The sequence below is a fragment of the Mesorhizobium sp. INR15 genome (assembly GCF_015500075.1).
Classification (GTDB): domain Bacteria; phylum Pseudomonadota; class Alphaproteobacteria; order Rhizobiales; family Rhizobiaceae; genus Mesorhizobium.
Genome location: NZ_CP045496.1, coordinates 3,562,069 through 3,579,413 on the forward strand (window position 1 = coordinate 3,562,069; position 17,345 = coordinate 3,579,413).

Below are 17,345 nucleotides of genomic sequence, written 5' to 3' on the forward strand. Positions count from 1 at the left end.
GCAAGTTGTCGGACCCCAAGCCCCCCGGATGTTCCGATTGTAATTAAGCGTTGCCGCGTGAAGATCTTCACGCGGTTCAGACAGAACAGGATCACATGCAGAAATTGACCGTTTTAACGGCAGCTCTTGCTGCCGGCGTAATGACTTTTGCCTTCACCGCAGCCGATGCCGCACCACTCAGCCCACGGGCTGATCAGGGCTTTGTGACCGCCACCGCCAAAGGCGGCAAGGCGACGCCAGCCAAGGCTGGCCACGGTCCGAAAGCAGCCGCTCGCGCTTCCGCCAAGGTTGAGAAGGCAAGCTGGGCAAAGGCGAAGAAACCGGTCTCGAAGCGACAGGGCAAGCGCGGCAGAAAGACCGTCGACCTGACGACAACGGCGTCCATCAGCGGTGCGAGCACAGCGGTGTCAACAGCGGCGGTTGCCGGCGGCGGCCAGTATTCGGCGATCGTCGCGCGTTATGCCGCCAGCTACGGCGTTCCGGTGTCGCTGGCGCATGCGGTGATCAAGATCGAAAGCAACTACCGGCCGAACATGGTCGGCAGCGCCGGCGAAGTCGGCCTGATGCAGATCAAGCCGGCGACGGCGCGGATGATGGGCTACAGCGGCTCGGCAAGGGGACTGTTTGATCCCGACACCAACATCAAATACGGCATGAAGTACCTCGGCATGGCGCAGGACCTCGGCGGCGGCACGACCTGCGGCACGATCCTGAAATACAATGCCGGCCATGCGGCAACGCGGATGAACCCGATTTCCGCCGCCTATTGCAGCAAGGTCAAGGTGACGATGGCGGCACTCTAGCCGCTGCTTTTGGGGAGCCGGCTATTGTGGCCGGCTTTTTCGTTTGCGTTTTGTGGCGTGAACCCCTTTATACGCCCTGCCAGCTGGCCGGGCGGCCGCACCAGCAATCGCCGAAAGGCCGCGGGTGAGGAAAGTCCGGGCTCCATGGAAATACGGTGCCGGTTAATGGCCGGCGGGGGCGACCCCAGGGAAAGTGCCACAGAAAGCAAACCGCCACGATCTTCGTGGTAAGGGTGAAAGGGTGGGGTAAGAGCCCACCGCGCGACTGGCAACAGGAGCGGCACGGTAAACCCCACCGGGAGCAAAACCGAATAGGGGCGGTGCGAGGGGAAACCCTCGAGGGCTGTTTCCGGCTCACCGTCCGGGTAGGTTGCGTGAGGCGCATGGCAACATGCGCCCAAGATGAATGGCCGCCACGTTCTCGCGCCGCAAGGGGCGAGGGCCATACAGAACCCGGCTTACAGGCCAGCTGGCAGTTTCTTCGCGATATCGAGAAGATATCCCTTGTGATCAGCAGGTAGCGCTTTCGGGCGCACTTGTTGATTCAAGGATTTCGCCGTTTGCCGCTGCTACGTCCAGGTCGCCTTTGTTGAAATTGGTGCGATTAAATCGTACCATGCCTCGACGATCCTATCAGGAGGCACCATGGGACAGGTCGATAAACGCAGCATCACGCTGTCGCCGGAATTGGCGGCGGCGGTCGACGGTGTGGTTGCCGCCGGCGAATATGCCTCGGCCAGCGAGGTGATCCGCGACGCGCTCAGGCAATGGAAAGACCGACGCGACCTGCATGGGTATACGGTGGAGGAGTTGCGGAAACTGGTGCAGGAGGGGATCGATAGCGGGCATGCGTTGGAAGGGCAGCCAATCATGGATCGGTTGCGCGCGAAATATCTGAAAATGGCTGAAGCCAAAGGCGTCCAGGAGTGAAATACCGCCTGCTTCCTCAGGCCCTGATCGATCTCGAAGACATCGGCGACTACATTGCCGGCCAGAACCCCAATGCAGCGGTTCGTCTCGTGGATGCCTTGGAACAGCGATGGAATTTGCTCACCCTGCATCCATCCTCCGGCGCGCCGCGCAACGACATCGCGCCCGGAATCCGTCACCTGATCATGGGTGAATATCTCACCTTGTATCGTGTCGGCGACGATGCGATCGAAATCATCCGGGTGCTGCATGGCAAGCGCAACATCGAGGCCGATGACCTGAGCCCCTGATTATCCACTGAGCTTTGTCAGCGACGTCTCGATGGCCTTCCAAAGTTCTTCAACCGGTTCGCAGCCGACCGAAAGGCGCACAAAGCCCGCCGGAACCGCGTCGCCGCGCTTTAGCCTTCGCTCGGCGGATGTGTGTACGCCACCGAAGGACGTGGCGGCCTGCATCAATTCGCAATTGTTGATGAAATCCTCGGCCTTGTCCTCCGAGGCCAGCTCGAATGAGATGAGAAAGCCGAAGCGCTCCATCTGGGCGCGGGCGAGATTGTGCGACGGGTCGCCTTCCAGGCCGGGGAAACGCAGGTTGCTGATCGCCCGGTGACCTTGCAGGCGCCGCGCGATCACTTCCGCGGAAGAGCACATGCGGTCGAAGCGGACGTCCAGGGTTTCCAGGCCGCGATGCACCAGCCAGGCCTCGAACGGACCGGGAATGCTGCCGGAGACCTCGCGCCAGCCGGTTACGGCGGCGATGATTTCCGCATTGCGGCTGGCGACATGGCCAAACAGCACATCGGAGTGGCCGTTGGGCGCCTTGGTGTCGGCCGCGACGACGATGTCGGCGCCATGATCGAGTGGTCGCTGGCCGAAGGGTGTCATTGTCGTGTTGTCAACGACAAGGATCGCGCCGGCCTTGTGAACGGCCGCGGCGACAGCGGCGATGTCGCAGATGTCCAATCCAGGATTGGCGGGGGTTTCGACGAAGGCGAGGCGATAGCCTTCGAAGCCCCCATCGAGGAAGGTCGATGTCGGCCTCACATCGTAGGTAACGCCAAGCGGCTTGAGGAAGCGTTCAACCAGCGCCCTGGTGGTGTGATAGCCGTCCGAAGGCAAAAGGATGTGGTCGCCGGCCTTGAGCACGGCAAAGAACGCCGCCGAGATCGCTGCCATTCCCGACGGAAATGCAACGCAAGGCGCATCTTCCAGGTGGGCCAGCATGTGCTCAACCGCGTCCCATGTCGGATTGCTGAAGCGGCCATACTGGTTGAATCCGGCGGCGTCGCCGGGGGCATGAAAAATGGCGGCCATGGTCAGGGGCAGCGGAATGGAATCGCCTTTGGCAAGCGTGCTGCGACGCAGGTGAGGCAGTGCCGCAGCGCGAGACTTTGCTGTTTCAGACATCGATTTCCAATCCTGTTGGTGGCCGTCGGGATGCGGCGAGACGCTATGCCCGACAACGGCCGGCGGCAAGGCGCGTCCGGTTGGGCCAGACGGCTCTAAACGGTTCGTTAGGCTTAATGGATCATAAAAACGAGACGTGCCGTCAAAGCTCTTCTCATTGGCCTTGGTGCGCGTGTTTGTGAAGCCTATTCCCGTTGACGCCCATAGTGCCCCATGATATCCCGTTTCAATATTCAAGCCTTCGTCCCGCGTCAGGGTAAAGCGTACGCCAATCGGGCAGCCGCGGCGGCTGTGCGTTTGCCGGTTTTTACCTTTGCGGATGGGGCTGATACGGGGCAGGGCACGCATCGTGGCAGCGCGGGCGGTGAGATGAAGAGGGGTGCGGCGGCGCAAGCGGCTGTGATGTTTGATGGACCGGTTTCTCTCAAATACGGTGAGCAGGATCGATGCGAAGGGACGGGTTTCCGTGCCTGCGCATTTCCGTGCCGTTGTGCAGAAGCGCGGCTATTCGGAACTCTACGCACTGCGCTGTCTGGACCTGCCGGCGATGGATGTCGGCGGGCTGGACCTGCTCGACCGGTACGAGCAGCGCATCGCACAGGAAGATCCGTTCCTGCAGACGGCGGACGACATGTCGTTCTTCTGCCACGGCGACGGCACGTTTCTAAAACTCGACCAGGACGGCCGCATCACGATGAGCGATTTCATTCGCGAACACACGGGCATTTCGGCGGAAGTGGCCTTTGTCGGGCGCGGCAACTTCTTTCAGATCTGGGAGCCGGGACGGCTTGCTGCCTATGGGGCGCAGGCGCGGGCCCGGCTTTTGCAACTTCGGCAAGGGACGAAGGCTCAGGGGACCAACGCTGGGGAGCGACCGGAATGACGGTGGGCGACGGCGATGACCTTCACGCCGTTGGCGGCCCCGTTGGTAACTTGGCCCGCCACATTCCGGTCCTCCTTGGCGAAGTGCTGGAAGCGCTGGGGCCGGCGGAGGGCGACGTCATCATCGACGGCACGTTCGGCGCCGGCGGCTATACCAGGGCTATTCTGGCGGCAGGGGCTTCGGTTGTGGCGATCGATCGCGATCCGGATGCGATCGCTGCCGGGCGGGCGCTCGAACAGCAATCTGACGGCAAGCTGAGGCTGGTGCAGGCGCCGTTCTCGACGCTGGATGAACATGCCGAAAGCGTCGATGGCGTCGTGCTCGACATTGGTGTGTCCTCCATGCAGATCGACCAGGCGCAACGCGGCTTTTCGTTCCGCGCCGACGGGCCTCTCGACATGCGCATGGCGCAGGCCGGCATGAGCGCCGCCGATGTCGTCAACAGCTTCAAGCCGGGCGACCTCGCCCGCATTTTCGGCTTTCTCGGCGAGGAGCGCCATGCCGGCCGCATCGCCCGCATGATCGAGAGCCGCCGTGAAAAACGGCCGTTCGAGCGCACGCTGGAACTCGCCGACGCCATCGAAACGCATGTCGGCCGGGCGCCGAAAGACAAGATCCATCCGGCAACCCGCGTCTTCCAGGCACTGCGCATCTTCGTCAATGACGAGCTTGGCGAGCTGGCTAAGGCGCTGCTCGCGGCCGAACGCGTGCTGAAGCCGGGTGGCCGGCTTGTCGTGGTGACGTTTCATTCGCTGGAAGACCGCATCGTCAAGCGCTTCATCTCGGACCGTGCCGATGCCGTGACCGGCTCGCGCCATTTGCCCGAAGCCCAGTCGCGCACGGCGACCTTCCGCAAGGCCGGTGGCGGCGTGACGCCCGGCGATGCGGAAACTGCAGCCAATCCACGCGCCCGTTCAGCGCGGCTGCGTGCTGCGATCCGCACCGAGGCGCCGGCGCGCAACAGCGATTTTTCGATTTTCGGCCTTCCAAAGCTTCCCGGTGTCGACCGGCCGGGGGAGAGGTAAGCACGTGTTTCGTACCAGCGACATCGTTCTGATCGCCGTCATGGTTGCGGCAGCGGCCTTGACCTACAAGACCAAGCGCGAAGCCGAGGAGCAATTGGCGTCGGTGCAGAAAATCCATGCACAGATCCGTTACGAGGAAGACACGATCGACCTCCTCAAGGCCGACTGGAGCCTGCTCACCCAGCCGTCGCGCCTGCAGAAGCTGGCTGAACTCTACAAGTCGCAACTCGAACTCGAGCCGGTCAGCGCACGCCAGATCGTCGGGCTCGGCGACCTGCCGGCCAAGGCCCTGGACATCCAGGATATCCTGTCTGGACGTCGCGGCGGCATGACCGCCGACAATTCCGACAATGCGCCCTCGGACGGCAAGGATCCCGTGGTGACCGGAGGCATCGCCCAATGATCGGCAAATTTCCAAAAATGACAGGGCTGCTGAAGCGCCGCGTCAGGACCGGGGAAGACGGCTCGATCGTGCTCGATGGCGCCCGCAAGGCGACCGGTGGCAGGGGCAAGACACGCATCGTGATGACGATGGCGGTGTTTTTCGGCATCTTCTCGACCATTTCCGGGCGGCTGGTCTATCTCGGCTTCCAGAGCCCCGACATGTCGGGCGGACCGCAGAGCCGGGTGACGGCATCGCGGCCCGACATCGTCGACCGCAACGGTGAAGTGCTGGCGACCGACATCAAGACGGCATCACTGTTTGCGGAGCCGCGCCGCATCGTCGATGCGGATGAGGCGATCGAAAAACTGTCGAGTGTGCTGCCCGAGATCGACTACGAGCAGACCTATCACAAGCTCAAGAGCGGCGCCGGTTTCGTCTGGCTGCAGCGCCAGCTGACGCCCAAGCAGCAGTCCGACATCATGCAGCTCGGCATTCCGGGCTTTGGCTTCCGCACAGAAAAGCGCCGCTTCTACCCGAGCGGCGAGACTTCGTCCTACATTGTCGGGCTTACCAATATCGACAACCAGGGCATCTCCGGCATGGAGAAATATGTCGATGAGCAGGGCTTGAGCGACCTGCAGGCATCCGGCCTGGCGATTGCCAAGGATCTGAAGCCGGTGAAGCTGTCGATCGATCTGCGCGTCCAGCATATTGTGCGCGACGAGATCGCCGCCGGCCTGGAGCGCTATCGCGCCACGGGCACTGGCGCCGTCGTGCTGAACGTCAAGACCGGCGAAGTCGTCGCCATGGCATCGGTGCCGGATTTCGATCCGAACAACCCTTACAATGCGCAGGAAAAGGACCGGCTGAACCGGATGTCGGCTGGCCTTTATGAGATGGGCTCGACCTTCAAGAGCTTCACCTCGGCCATGGCGCTCGATTCCGGCAAGGCAACGATGAACAGCCGCTTCGATGCTTCGCATCCAATCAAGGTCGGCCATCAGGCCATCCATGATTTCCACGGCAAGAACCGTGTGCTGTCCCTGCCGGAAGTGTTCCTCTATTCGTCAAACATCGGATCGGCCAGGGAGGCCGAACTGGTCGGCATCGAGGGACACCGCGAATTCCTGCATCGCCTGGGCATTCTGGACAAGATGCAGACCGAACTGCCGGAAGTCGCCCGCCCGACCGAGCCGAGGGTCTGGAAACAGGTCAATTCGTTCACGATCGCCTTCGGCCACGGCGTGTCGACGACACCGCTGCAGGCGGCTGTCGGCTGCGCGGCGCTGGTCAATGGGGGCTTCCTGATGGCGCCGACATTCCTGGTGCGCAGCCAGGAGGATGCGATGGCGGCGGCCAAGAAAGTTGTCGCCGACAAGACGGTCGAGGGCATGCGATACCTCTATACGCTCAATGCCGAGAAGGGCTCGGCCAGAAACGCCAGGGTCCCCGGCTACCGCGTTGGCGGCAAGACCGGAACCGCCGAGAAGGTCATCAACGGCCGCTACTCCAAGGACTTGAATTTCAACACCTTCGTCGCCGCCTTTCCGATGGACGATCCGCAATACCTGGTGTTTACGATCGCCGATGCGCCGCACCCGGAAAAGCCAGGGATGACCGACGTCGCGGCCAACAATGCCGGGGTTATGGCTGGCAATATCATTCGTCGTTCGGCGGCCATGCTTGGCGTGAAGCCAGATTTCAGCCATGAAAATGGTGCAACGCTGGTTTCCTCTCAGTGATTCTTGGGGCGCGCCGGCGACAGCGCGCCATTTTATTGCAGGTGAACGGAACTCGATGAAGCTCAGAGATTTAGCCGGTATCCTACCTGTCGAAGGAACAACTTCCGTCGATACGGAGGTTACCGGGATTTCGTCGGATTCCCGCCAGGTAGAACCCGGCGTCGTCTTTTTCGCGCTCGCCGGCACCAAGGCGGATGGCGCGACCTACGCGGCGGATGCCGCAAGGCGTGGGGCGGCGGCAATCGTGGCGGGCAAGGGCAGTGCGCTTTCCGGGCTGCCTGTTCCGGTGCTGGCTGTCGATGACCCGCGGCTTGCGCTAGCGCTCAGTGCCGCAAGCTACTTCGGCAAGCAGCCGCAAACCATGGTGGCGGTGACCGGAACCAGCGGCAAGACATCGGTCGCGGCGTTTACAAGGCAGATCTGGGAGCAGGCTGGCTATGCCGCTGCTTCGATCGGCACCACCGGCGTGGTGGCGCCTGGCCGCAATGACTACGGCTCGTTGACCACGCCCGATCCGGTCGCCTTGCACCAGTTGCTGAAGGAATTGGCGGATGCCGGCGTCACGCATGCCTCGATGGAAGCTTCCAGCCACGGGCTCGACCAGCGCCGTCTCGATGGTGTGAAACTCGCGGCCGGCGGCTTTACCAATCTCGGCCGCGACCACATGGACTACCATCCGACGATCGAGGATTATCACCGCGCCAAGCTGCGCCTGTTCGATACGCTGCTGCCGAAGGGCGCACCGGCTGTCATCTTCGCCGATGATCCTTGGTCGGCGCCGACGGTTCGGGCAGCGCAAGCGGCGGGGCTCGCCGTGCTCACGGTTGGCCGCCAAGGCCATTTCCTCAAGCTGAAGCGTGTCGAGCACGCGCGCCATCGCCAGCGCGCCGAGGTCGAGGCCGATGGCGTGCTCTACGAGATCGACCTGCCGCTGGCCGGCGATTTCCAGATATCGAATGCGCTTGTGTCGGCCGGGCTTGCCATCTCCACCGGAACGCCTGTCGCCAAAGCCTTGATGGCACTTGAAAAACTGAAGGGTGCGCCGGGCCGGCTCGATCTCGTCGGCACCACTGCCAATGGCGCGCCGGTCTATGTCGACTATGCCCACAAGCCGGATGCACTGGAAAACGTGCTGGCTTCGGTGCGCCCCTTCACCACGGGCCGCGTCGTTGTCGTGTTCGGCTGTGGCGGCGACCGCGACCGCGGCAAACGGCCGATCATGGGCGAGATCGCGACGCGGCTTGCCGATGTCGTCATCGTCACCGATGACAATCCGCGCTCGGAAGTGCCGGAGACGATCCGCGCCGCCATCCTGGCCGCCGCGCCCGGCGCCATCGAGATCGGCGACCGGCGCCAGGCGATCCATGAGGCAGTTGCCATGCTGCATGCCGGAGACACGCTGATCGTGGCCGGCAAGGGGCATGAGGAAGGCCAGACGATCGGCGCCGAGACCTTGCATTTCTCCGATCATGAGGAAGTTCGCGCGGCGCTCAGGGAGCGTGCCGCATGACCCATCTCTGGACCTCCGAGGCGCTGGTCGCGGCCATGGATGGTCGGCCGATCGGCACGCTGCCGGACGGTATATCGGGCATTTCGATCGACAGCCGCAGCCTGCAGCCGGGTGATGCGTTCTTCGCCATCAAGGGCGAGGCGATGGATGGCCATGATTTCGCGACGTCAGCCATCAAGGCCGGCGCTGGCGTGCTGGTGGTGGCCGAGGGCAAGCTGCCGTCGCTGGGACGGCTGACGGCGCCTATGATTGTTGTCGAGGACGTGCTGGTCGCGCTGGAAAAGCTCGGCGTCGCATCGCGCGCCCGTTCCGAGGCCAAGATCATCGCGGTGACCGGATCCGCCGGCAAGACCACCACCAAGGAAGCACTGCGCCATGTGCTGTCGGCGGTCGGCAAGGTGCATGCGTCGGCGCAGTCGTTCAACAACCACTGGGGCGTGCCGCTGACCCTGGCGCGGATGCCCGTCGATTGCGACTATGCCGTGTTCGAGATCGGCATGAACCATCCCGATGAAATCCGGCCGCTGGTCAAGATGGTGCGGCCCCAGGTTGCCATCATCACCATGATCGCTGCCGCCCATCTCGGTTTTTTCAAGAACCTCGATGAAATCGCCAAGGCCAAGGCCGAGATTTTCGAAGGCATCGAACCGGATGGCGCCGCCATCCTCAACCGCGACGACACGCGCTGGAAGCTTCTCGACAAGATGGCGCATGCCGCCGGTGTCGAGCATGTCTTCGGTTTCGGCGAGAACGCGCGTTCGACCTTCAAGCTGACCAAATGTGAACTCCACGCCGACCATTCCGACATCACGGTCAAGATCGGCGGGCACGACATCTCGGCCAGGGTTGGCGCGCCGGGCCGCCATATGGTGCAGAATATACTGGCTGTGCTGGGCGCGGCGCATCTCGTTGGTGCAGATCTCGACAAGGTGGCGCTGGCGCTGGCCGATCTCTCGGCGGAGCGCGGACGCGGCAAGCGCCATGTGCTGCGCCATCCTAAAGGGCCGATCACGCTGATCGATGAAAGCTACAACGCCAATCCGGCCTCGATGGAGGCTGCCATGGCGCTGCTCAATGCGACGCCGGTATCGGGCGAGGGCCGACGCATCGCCGTGCTTGGCGACATGCTGGAACTCGGCGAGCATTCAGCCAAATTGCATGCGGCACTTGCCGAACTGATCGTCGGCACCGAGACGCGCACGGTCTTTCTCGGTGGTCCGGAAATGCGAGCGCTGGCTGAGATATTGCCAGATGAGATCACGACGGAGTACCGCGGCGGCGCCGAGGATTTGAAGCCGGTGTTGTTCGCCGCGCTGAGGCCGGGCGATGTGGTGATGGTCAAATCGTCGAAAGGCATTGGGTTTTCTAAATTGGTCGACGCGCTGCTGGGCAAGTTTCCGGCGGAATCGGCAACCAACAAACAGGCATAGTCCGGGGGACGGAAGCGCATGTTCACATTGCTCGTCGATTTTGCGGACAAGGTCTCTGTCTTCAACGTCTTTCGCTACATCACCTTCCGCACCGGCGGCGCGCTGATCACTTCGGCGCTGATCGTCTTCATCTTCGGGCCGGCGATCATCAATTCGCTCAGGCTGCGGCAGGGCAAGGGCCAGCCGATCCGCGCCGACGGGCCGCAGACGCATTTCAAGAAAGCCGGCACGCCAACCATGGGCGGGCTGATGATCCTGTCCGGCATCATCGGTTCGTCGCTGCTGTGGGCGAACCTTTCCAGCATCTATGTCTGGGTGGTTCTCCTGGTGACGCTCGGTTTCGGCTCGATCGGCTTCTATGACGACTATCTCAAGGTGACGAAGCAGTCGCATCTCGGGTTTTCCGGAAAGGCGCGGCTGGCGCTCGAATTCGTCATCGCCGGTATCGCCGCCTGGGTGATCATGCATAACGGCCAGGCGCCGTTCTCGTCATCGCTGACATTTCCCTTCGCCAAGGAATTCATCGTCAATCTTGGCTGGTTCTTCATTCCTTTCTCGTGCTTCGTCATCGTTGGCGCGGGCAATGCGGTGAACCTGACCGACGGGCTCGATGGGCTGGCGATCGTGCCGATCATGATCGCGGCGGCCTCCTTCGGCGTTATCGCCTATCTCTCCGGCAACGCGGTCTTCGCCGAATACCTGCAGATCCATTTCGTGCCCGGCACCGGTGAACTGGCGGTCGTGCTCGGCTCTGTGATTGGCGCCGGCCTCGGTTTCCTCTGGTTCAACGCACCGCCGGCGGCGATCTTCATGGGCGACACCGGCTCGCTGGCGATGGGCGGCCTGATCGGTACAGTCGCGGTCGCCACCAAGCACGAGATCGTGCTGGTCATTGTCGGCGGCCTGTTCGTGGTCGAAATCCTGTCGGTGATCATCCAGGTCGGCTATTTCAAGATGACCGGCAAGCGCGTGTTCCTGATGGCGCCGATCCACCATCATTTCGAAAAGCTCGGCTGGACCGAAAGCCAGGTTGTGATCCGCTTCTGGATCATCGCCGTGATCCTGGCGCTGGTCGGCCTCTCCACCCTGAAACTGAGATAGGAAATCCCTTGATCCCCGCTTCATCCTTTTCAGGCAAGCGCGTTTCGCTCTTCGGGCTTGGTGGCTCGGGGATCGCGACGGCGCGCGCGCTGATCGAGGGTGGCGCGGAGGTTCTGGCCTGGGATGACAATCCCGACAGCGTCGCCAAGGCAGCCGCCGTCGGCATCGAGACTGGCGACCTGCGCGGCGCTGAGTGGTCGAAATTCTCCGGTTTCGTGCTGTCGCCCGGCGTGCCGCTGACGCATCCAAAGCCCCACTGGACAGTGGAACTGGCGCGCGGCGCCGGTGTCGAGGTGATCGGCGACATCGAGCTGTTCTGCCGCGAACGCATCCTGCGCGCGCCGACAGCCCCGTTCATCGCCATCACCGGCACCAACGGCAAGTCGACGACAACCGCGCTGACCGCGCATATCCTGAAGGCAGCCGGGCGCGACACGCAGATGGGCGGCAATATCGGCCGCGCGGTGATGACCCTCGATCCACCGACGCCCGACCGGCACTATGTCTTGGAATGCTCGTCCTACCAGATCGATCTGGCGCCTTCGATCAATCCAACCGCCGGCATCCTGCTCAACCTGACACCAGACCATCTCGACCGTCACGGCACCATGCAGCACTACGCCGCGATCAAGGAACGGCTGGTGGCCGGCAGCGAGACGGCGATCGTCGGCATCGACGATTCCTGGTGCGCGCAGATCGCCGACCGCCTGGAGCGGGCAGGGCGGCACGTCATCCGCATTTCCAAGCGCTTGCCGCTGACCGATGGCTATTTCGCCGACGGCAGCGATCTGATGGAAGCCGTGCACGGCCGCTACAGCCGCGTTGCCTTTCTCGAAGGCATCGGTTCGCTGCGCGGTCAGCACAATGCGCAGAACGCGCTAGCGGCTGTCGCCGCCTGTCTTAAGGTCGGGCTCGACCTCGGCGAGATTCAGTCCGGGCTGGAAAGCTTCCCTGGCCTGGCGCATCGCATGGAACAGGTTGGCCGCAAGGACCATGTGCTGTTCGTCAACGATTCCAAGGCAACCAATGCCGATGCGGCGGCACCCGCATTGTCGAGCTTTCCGCGTATTTACTGGATCGCCGGCGGCCTGCCCAAGGAAGGCGGCATCGAGCCGCTGCGCGGCTTCTTCCCGCGCATCGCCAGGGCCTACCTGATCGGCGAGGCAGCACCGGCCTTCTCGGCGACGCTGGGCGAGGCGGTGCCTTACGAGATATCGGGCACGCTGGCTGCCGCGGTCGAGCATGCGGCGCGCGATGCCGCCAAGGATGACAGCGGCGAGGTGGTGGTGCTGCTGTCGCCGGCCTGCGCCAGCTTTGACCAGTTCAAGAATTTCGAAGTTCGCGGCGAAGCCTTCAGGCAAGCTGCGAATGCTATCGAGGGTGTGAAACCCATCGGAGGGGCACGATAATGCAGAGCCGTCTCGACACAAGCCCGGTAGCAACCTGGTGGTGGACGATCGATCGCTGGTTCCTGGCGGCGTTCCTGTCGCTGATGGGACTTGGCATCATCCTGTCCTTCGCGGCGAGCCCTGCTGTGGCCGAGCGCATCGGCCTCGACAGTTTCCACTTCGCCACAAGGCAGATCATTTTCACCGTGCCAGCACTTGGCGTGATGCTGGCCGTTTCCTTCCTTGAATCCCGGCAGATCCGGCGCATGGCGCTGGTCATGCTGTGCATCATGCTGGTGCTGATGGTGGCGGTGCTCTACATCGGCGTCGAGGTGAAGGGCGCGCGGCGCTGGGTGTCGCTTGCCGGCCTTTCGATCCAGCCGTCCGAGTTCCTCAAGCCCGCCTTCGTCATCATGTGCGCCTGGCTGTTCGCCGAGCACAAGCGCCAGCCAGACATTCCCGGCAACCTGTTTGCCATGATGCTGCTTGCGCTGGTCGTCTCGCTGCTGGTGGCGCAGCCGGATCTCGGCCAGACCATGCTGATCACCGGCACCTGGGGTGTGATGTTCTTCATGGCGGGCCTGCCATGGCTGTGGATCATGGCGCTTGGCGGCGCCGGCGTCGGCGGCGTGTTCGCCGCTTATTCCGTGTTTCCGCACGTTGCCCTGCGCATCGACAAGTTCCTCACCGGCGAGGGTGACACGTTCCAGGTCGACATGGGCCGCGAGGCGCTGATCAATGGCGGCTGGTTCGGCGTCGGGCCCGGCGAAGGCACGGTCAAGCGGGTCATCCCGGACAGCCACGCCGACTTCGTCTTCTCGGTCGCCGGCGAAGAGTTCGGGCTGATCATGTGCTTCTTCATCATGTCGATCTTCGCCTTCATCGTGCTGCGCGGCCTCAACTCGGCGCTGAAGGAACAGGACGATTTCACCCGTTATGCGGTCGGCGGCCTTGTCACCGTGTTCGGCCTGCAGTCCGTCATCAACATGTGCGTCAACCTGCAGCTGGTGCCGGCCAAGGGCATGACGCTGCCCTTTATCTCCTATGGCGGCTCTTCGCAGATCGCCATTGCCATCTCGATGGGCATGGTGCTGGCGCTGACGCGCAAGCGGCCGGAAAAGCGCAAGCAGATGGGCTTTGCCCTGTCGCAACGCGCCATGCCGGCGGAATGAGGCTGGATGTCCAAGGGGGTCATCCTTCTCGCGGCTGGCGGAACCGGCGGGCATCTGTTCCCAGCCGAGGCTCTGGCGCATGAACTGATCGAGCGCGGCTGGAAGGTGCATCTCGCCACCGACGACCGGGCCGAGCGATTTGCCGGCCATTTCCCGGCTGCTGCCGTCCATCCGATCCAGTCGGCGACACTGGGTTCGAAAAACCCGATTGCCGTGCTCGCCGCCTTCTGGAAAATCTGGAGCGGGGTGCGCCAGGCATCCGTCATCATCAGAAGGATCAAACCCGATGCCGTTGTCGGCTTCGGCGGCTACCCGACCTTGCCGCCGCTTTACGCGGCGACGCGGCGCAAGGTGCCGACGCTGGTCCACGAGCAGAACGCGGTGATGGGACGCGCCAACCGGGCGCTGGCCGGGCGCGTTGATGCAATCGCCGGCGGCTTTCTGCCGGAAGACACGAGTGCGGCCGGCGCCAAGACGGTGACGACGGGCAATCCGGTCAGACCGCAGGTGCTGGAGGCGGCCAAGACGCCCTATACCCCTTCAAGCGGTGAACAGACGTTTCGCCTGCTGGTTTTCGGCGGCAGCCAGGGCGCGCAATTCTTCTCCGATGCCGTGCCGGCGGCGATCGCGCTGCTGTCGGACGCGCAGCGCAAGCGGCTTGATATCACGCAGCAGGCCCGTGCCGACGATGTCGCGCGGGTGAAGGCTGCCTATGCCGAACTTGGCGTCGCCGTACAGGTTTCGCCGTTCTTTACCGACATGGCGGCACGCTTGGCGGCGGCGCATCTGGTGATGTCGCGCTCCGGCGCCTCCACCGTTTCCGAGATTGCCGTCATCGGACGCCCGGCGCTGCTGGTGCCTTATCCGCATGCGTTGGACCACGACCAGGCGGCCAATGCGGCCGCGCTCGCGGCGGCCGGCGGTGGCGAGGTGCATGAGCAGTCCTCGCTTTCGCCCGAACGTATAGCAGCCTTGATCGGCGGGCTCATGGACGATCCGGAGCGGCTGGTGGCGATGGCAGCGGGAGCGAAGTCCGCCGGCAAGCCCAACGCCGCGCGGTTGCTTGCCGACCTGACAGAGGCTATTGCGGCGAAAAAGACCGTTTCGGAATTCAGGAAGGAAACGCACGCATGAAGATGCCGCAAACGATCGGCCTTGTGCATTTCATCGGCATTGGCGGTATCGGCATGAGCGGCATTGCCGAGGTGCTGCACAATCTCGGCTACAAGGTGCAGGGGTCCGACCAGGCCGACAGCGCCAATGTGCAGCGGCTGCGTGACAAGGGCATCGAATGCTTTGTCGGTCACAAGGCCGAGAATCTCGGCGATGCCGAGGTGATTGTCGTCTCGACGGCGATCAAGAAATCCAATCCGGAGCTGAAGGCCGCGCGCGAAAAGCTGCTGCCGATCGTGCGCCGCGCCGAGATGCTGGCCGAACTGATGCGTTTCCGCCAGGCGGTGGCGATCGGCGGCACGCATGGCAAGACGACAACGACCTCGATGGTGGCGACCTTGCTTGACGCCGGCGGGCTCGATCCGACTGTCATCAATGGCGGCATCATCAATGCCTATGGCACCAATGCCCGCATGGGCGACGGCGAATGGATGGTGGTCGAGGCCGACGAAAGCGACGGCACTTTCCTCAAGCTGCCAGCTGAAATTGCCGTGGTGACCAACATCGATCCCGAGCATCTCGACCACTATGGCAGTTTCGACAAGGTGCGCGAGGCGTTCCGCCAGTTCGTCGAGAATGTGCCCTTTTACGGCTTCGGCGTGATGTGCACCGATCATCCCGAAGTGCAGGCGCTGGTCAGCCGCATCGAGGACCGCCGCGTCATCACCTACGGCGAAAACGCGCAGGCCGATGTGCGCTTCACCAATCACCGCATGGCGGGCGCGACCTCGGAATTCGACGTCGTCATCCGCGACCGCAAGACGCGTGGCCAGACGACGATTACCGACCTGCGTCTGCCGATGCCCGGCCGCCACAATGTCTCGAACGCCACCGCCGCGATCGCGGTCGCGCATGAGCTTGGACTGTCGGCCGAGGCGATCAAGAAGGGCCTGTCGTCCTTCGCCGGCGTCAAGCGCCGCTTCACTCATACCGGCTCCTGGAACGGCGTCGAGGTTTTCGACGACTATGGTCACCATCCGGTCGAAATCACGGCGGTGCTCAAGGCGGCGCGCAGCGCCACTCAAGGCCGCGTCATCGCCATTGCCCAGCCGCACCGCTTCACCCGGCTGCACGATCTCTTCAGCGAGTTCTCCGCCTGTTTCAACGATGCCGATACGGTGATGGTGGCGCCGGTCTACACCGCTGGCGAGGAGGCGATCGAGGGCGTGACCTCCGACGAGCTGGTGTCGCGCATCCGCGCCGGCGGCCATCGCGACGCCCGCTACATCGAAGGGCCGGCTGATATCGCGCCAATCATCCGCGACATCGCCAAGCCAGGCGACTTCGTCGTCTTCCTCGGCGCTGGCAACATCACCCAATGGGCCTATGCGCTGCCCAAGGAGCTCGCCGTCTCATGATGCGCGGCCAGGAACTGATCGACAGACTTGGCGACCGGCTTGCCGGCCTGCGCGGCCGCATCACGCCGAATGCCGAGATGGACAAGATCACCTGGTTCCGTGCCGGCGGACTGGCCGAGGCGCTGTTCCAGCCGGCCGACGAGGAAGACCTGGCAGCTTTCCTGAAAGCGGTTCCCGAAGAAATCCCGCTCACCATCGTTGGCGTCGGCTCGAACCTGCTTGTCAGGGATGGCGGCATTCCGGGTTTTGTCATCCGACTTTCTGCCAAGGGATTTGGCGAGGCTGAGGTTCTGTCAGCGACCACGATCAGGGCGGGGGCAGCGACCCCAGACAAGCGTGTCGCGGCTGCCGCCTATGAGGCGGGCATTGGGGGCTTCCATTTCTATCACGGCATTCCGGGCGCCATTGGTGGCGCGCTGCGGATGAATGCCGGCGCCAATGGCGTGGAGACACGCGAGCGTGTCGTCGAGGTTCGCGCGCTCGACCGCAAGGGCAATATCTTAGCGCTGAGCAATGCCGAGATGGGCTACGCCTATCGCCATTCCGCCGCGCCGGTTGGGCTGATCTTTACCTCGGCTGTGTTCGAGGGCTTTGCCGAGGACAAGGCGGCGATCAAGGCTGCCATGGATGCGGTTCAAAATCACCGCGAGACCGTGCAGCCGATCCGCGAGAAGACCGGTGGCTCGACCTTCAAGAATCCGGAGGGCACGTCAGCCTGGAAGGAGATCGACAAGGCGGGTTGCCGTGGCCTGATGATCGGCGGCGCGCAGATGTCGCCGATGCATTGCAACTTCATGATCAACACCGGCACCGCGACCGGCTACGACCTGGAATATCTCGGCGAGACGGTGCGCACGCGGGTTCTCGAAAACTCAGGCATTCGTCTGCAATGGGAGATCAAGCGCATCGGCAATTTCCGGCCGGACCACGCGGTGCAGGAGTTTCTCGGGCAACTTCTTTAGCTCTCTCTGAAGTTCATGTAATGCATGAACTTCAATCGGTCCCGAATTGCGCGCGACCGTTGCTCCAAAGACTCAAT

The 17,345-nt window shown here is 63.2% G+C and carries 16 protein-coding genes and 1 other RNA gene; 16 read left to right on the forward strand and 1 reads right to left on the reverse strand.

Annotated elements, in window-relative coordinates:
• The first annotated feature begins 95 nt into the window (after positions 1–95).
• The 4 genes from GA829_RS17380 to GA829_RS17395 all read left to right on the forward strand — a co-directional run bounded on the left by GA829_RS17380 (position 96) and on the right by GA829_RS17395 (position 2,023).
• Complete coding sequence (locus tag GA829_RS17380) at positions 96–803, forward strand: lytic transglycosylase domain-containing protein (RefSeq protein WP_195173941.1); 708 nt, start codon at positions 96–98, stop codon at positions 801–803.
• A gap of 79 nt (positions 804–882) precedes the next feature.
• Positions 883–1,280: RNase P RNA component class A (gene rnpB / locus GA829_RS17385), an RNA gene on the forward strand.
• Between the two features lie 168 nt (positions 1,281–1,448).
• A complete protein-coding gene (locus GA829_RS17390; protein ID WP_195173942.1) occupies positions 1,449–1,733 on the forward strand; it encodes a type II toxin-antitoxin system ParD family antitoxin in 285 nt (94 codons plus the stop codon).
• Positions 1,730–2,023, forward strand: a complete 294-nt coding sequence (locus GA829_RS17395) for a type II toxin-antitoxin system RelE/ParE family toxin (RefSeq protein WP_195173943.1) — start codon at positions 1,730–1,732, stop codon at positions 2,021–2,023. Before GA829_RS17390 ends, GA829_RS17395 begins: the two co-directional genes overlap by 4 nt.
• On the opposite strand, the gene GA829_RS17400 is transcribed toward GA829_RS17395, so the two are convergent.
• Complete coding sequence (locus GA829_RS17400) at positions 2,024–3,139, reverse strand: cystathionine gamma-lyase (RefSeq protein ID WP_195173944.1); 1,116 nt, start codon at positions 3,137–3,139, stop codon at positions 2,024–2,026. It lies immediately after the preceding gene.
• Positions 3,140–3,548: 409 nt separating this feature from the next.
• Between GA829_RS17400 and mraZ the strand changes: the two genes are divergently transcribed.
• From mraZ to murB, 12 genes are read left to right on the forward strand one after another with little or no spacing between them, the layout of a single operon-like run.
• Positions 3,549–4,022, forward strand: coding sequence for a division/cell wall cluster transcriptional repressor MraZ (gene mraZ / locus GA829_RS17405; protein ID WP_195173945.1), 474 nt, complete (start codon positions 3,549–3,551; stop codon positions 4,020–4,022).
• Positions 4,019–5,047: a 16S rRNA (cytosine(1402)-N(4))-methyltransferase RsmH gene (gene rsmH, locus GA829_RS17410; protein ID WP_195173946.1), complete on the forward strand. Its 1,029-nt coding sequence runs from the start codon at positions 4,019–4,021 to the stop codon at positions 5,045–5,047. The genes mraZ and rsmH overlap by 4 nt, the downstream gene beginning before the upstream one ends.
• A 4-nt stretch (positions 5,048–5,051) precedes the next feature.
• A complete protein-coding gene (ftsL, locus tag GA829_RS17415) occupies positions 5,052–5,450 on the forward strand; it encodes a cell division protein FtsL (RefSeq protein ID WP_195173947.1) in 399 nt (132 codons plus the stop codon).
• Positions 5,447–7,174, forward strand: a complete 1,728-nt coding sequence (locus tag GA829_RS17420) for a peptidoglycan D,D-transpeptidase FtsI family protein (protein ID WP_195173948.1) — start codon at positions 5,447–5,449, stop codon at positions 7,172–7,174. Before ftsL ends, GA829_RS17420 begins: the two co-directional genes overlap by 4 nt.
• A 55-nt stretch (positions 7,175–7,229) precedes the next feature.
• Complete coding sequence (locus GA829_RS17425; protein ID WP_195173949.1) at positions 7,230–8,684, forward strand: UDP-N-acetylmuramoyl-L-alanyl-D-glutamate--2,6-diaminopimelate ligase; 1,455 nt, start codon at positions 7,230–7,232, stop codon at positions 8,682–8,684.
• Positions 8,681–10,114, forward strand: a complete 1,434-nt coding sequence (locus GA829_RS17430; RefSeq protein ID WP_195173950.1) for a UDP-N-acetylmuramoylalanyl-D-glutamyl-2,6-diaminopimelate--D-alanyl-D-alanine ligase — start codon at positions 8,681–8,683, stop codon at positions 10,112–10,114. Before GA829_RS17425 ends, GA829_RS17430 begins: the two co-directional genes overlap by 4 nt.
• An 18-nt stretch (positions 10,115–10,132) precedes the next feature.
• On the forward strand, positions 10,133–11,215 hold the full coding sequence (gene mraY / locus GA829_RS17435; RefSeq protein ID WP_195173951.1) for a phospho-N-acetylmuramoyl-pentapeptide-transferase: 1,083 nt from the start codon (positions 10,133–10,135) through the stop codon (positions 11,213–11,215).
• An 8-nt stretch (positions 11,216–11,223) separates the two neighbouring features.
• A complete protein-coding gene (gene murD, locus GA829_RS17440; RefSeq protein ID WP_195173952.1) occupies positions 11,224–12,624 on the forward strand; it encodes a UDP-N-acetylmuramoyl-L-alanine--D-glutamate ligase in 1,401 nt (466 codons plus the stop codon).
• Positions 12,624–13,775 (forward strand): putative lipid II flippase FtsW, encoded by a 1,152-nt coding sequence (ftsW, locus tag GA829_RS17445; protein WP_195173953.1) that lies wholly within the window; start codon positions 12,624–12,626, stop codon positions 13,773–13,775. Before murD ends, ftsW begins: the two co-directional genes overlap by 1 nt.
• A gap of 6 nt (positions 13,776–13,781) precedes the next feature.
• Positions 13,782–14,909 carry an undecaprenyldiphospho-muramoylpentapeptide beta-N-acetylglucosaminyltransferase gene (gene murG, locus GA829_RS17450; RefSeq protein ID WP_195173954.1) on the forward strand — a complete coding sequence of 376 codons (1,128 nt, stop codon included), beginning with the start codon at positions 13,782–13,784 and terminating at the stop codon, positions 14,907–14,909.
• Positions 14,906–16,306, forward strand: coding sequence for a UDP-N-acetylmuramate--L-alanine ligase (gene murC, locus GA829_RS17455; protein WP_195173955.1), 1,401 nt, complete (start codon positions 14,906–14,908; stop codon positions 16,304–16,306). Before murG ends, murC begins: the two co-directional genes overlap by 4 nt.
• Positions 16,303–17,268 (forward strand): UDP-N-acetylmuramate dehydrogenase, encoded by a 966-nt coding sequence (murB, locus tag GA829_RS17460; RefSeq protein ID WP_195173956.1) that lies wholly within the window; start codon positions 16,303–16,305, stop codon positions 17,266–17,268. Before murC ends, murB begins: the two co-directional genes overlap by 4 nt.
• Positions 17,269–17,345: the final 77 nt, after the last annotated feature.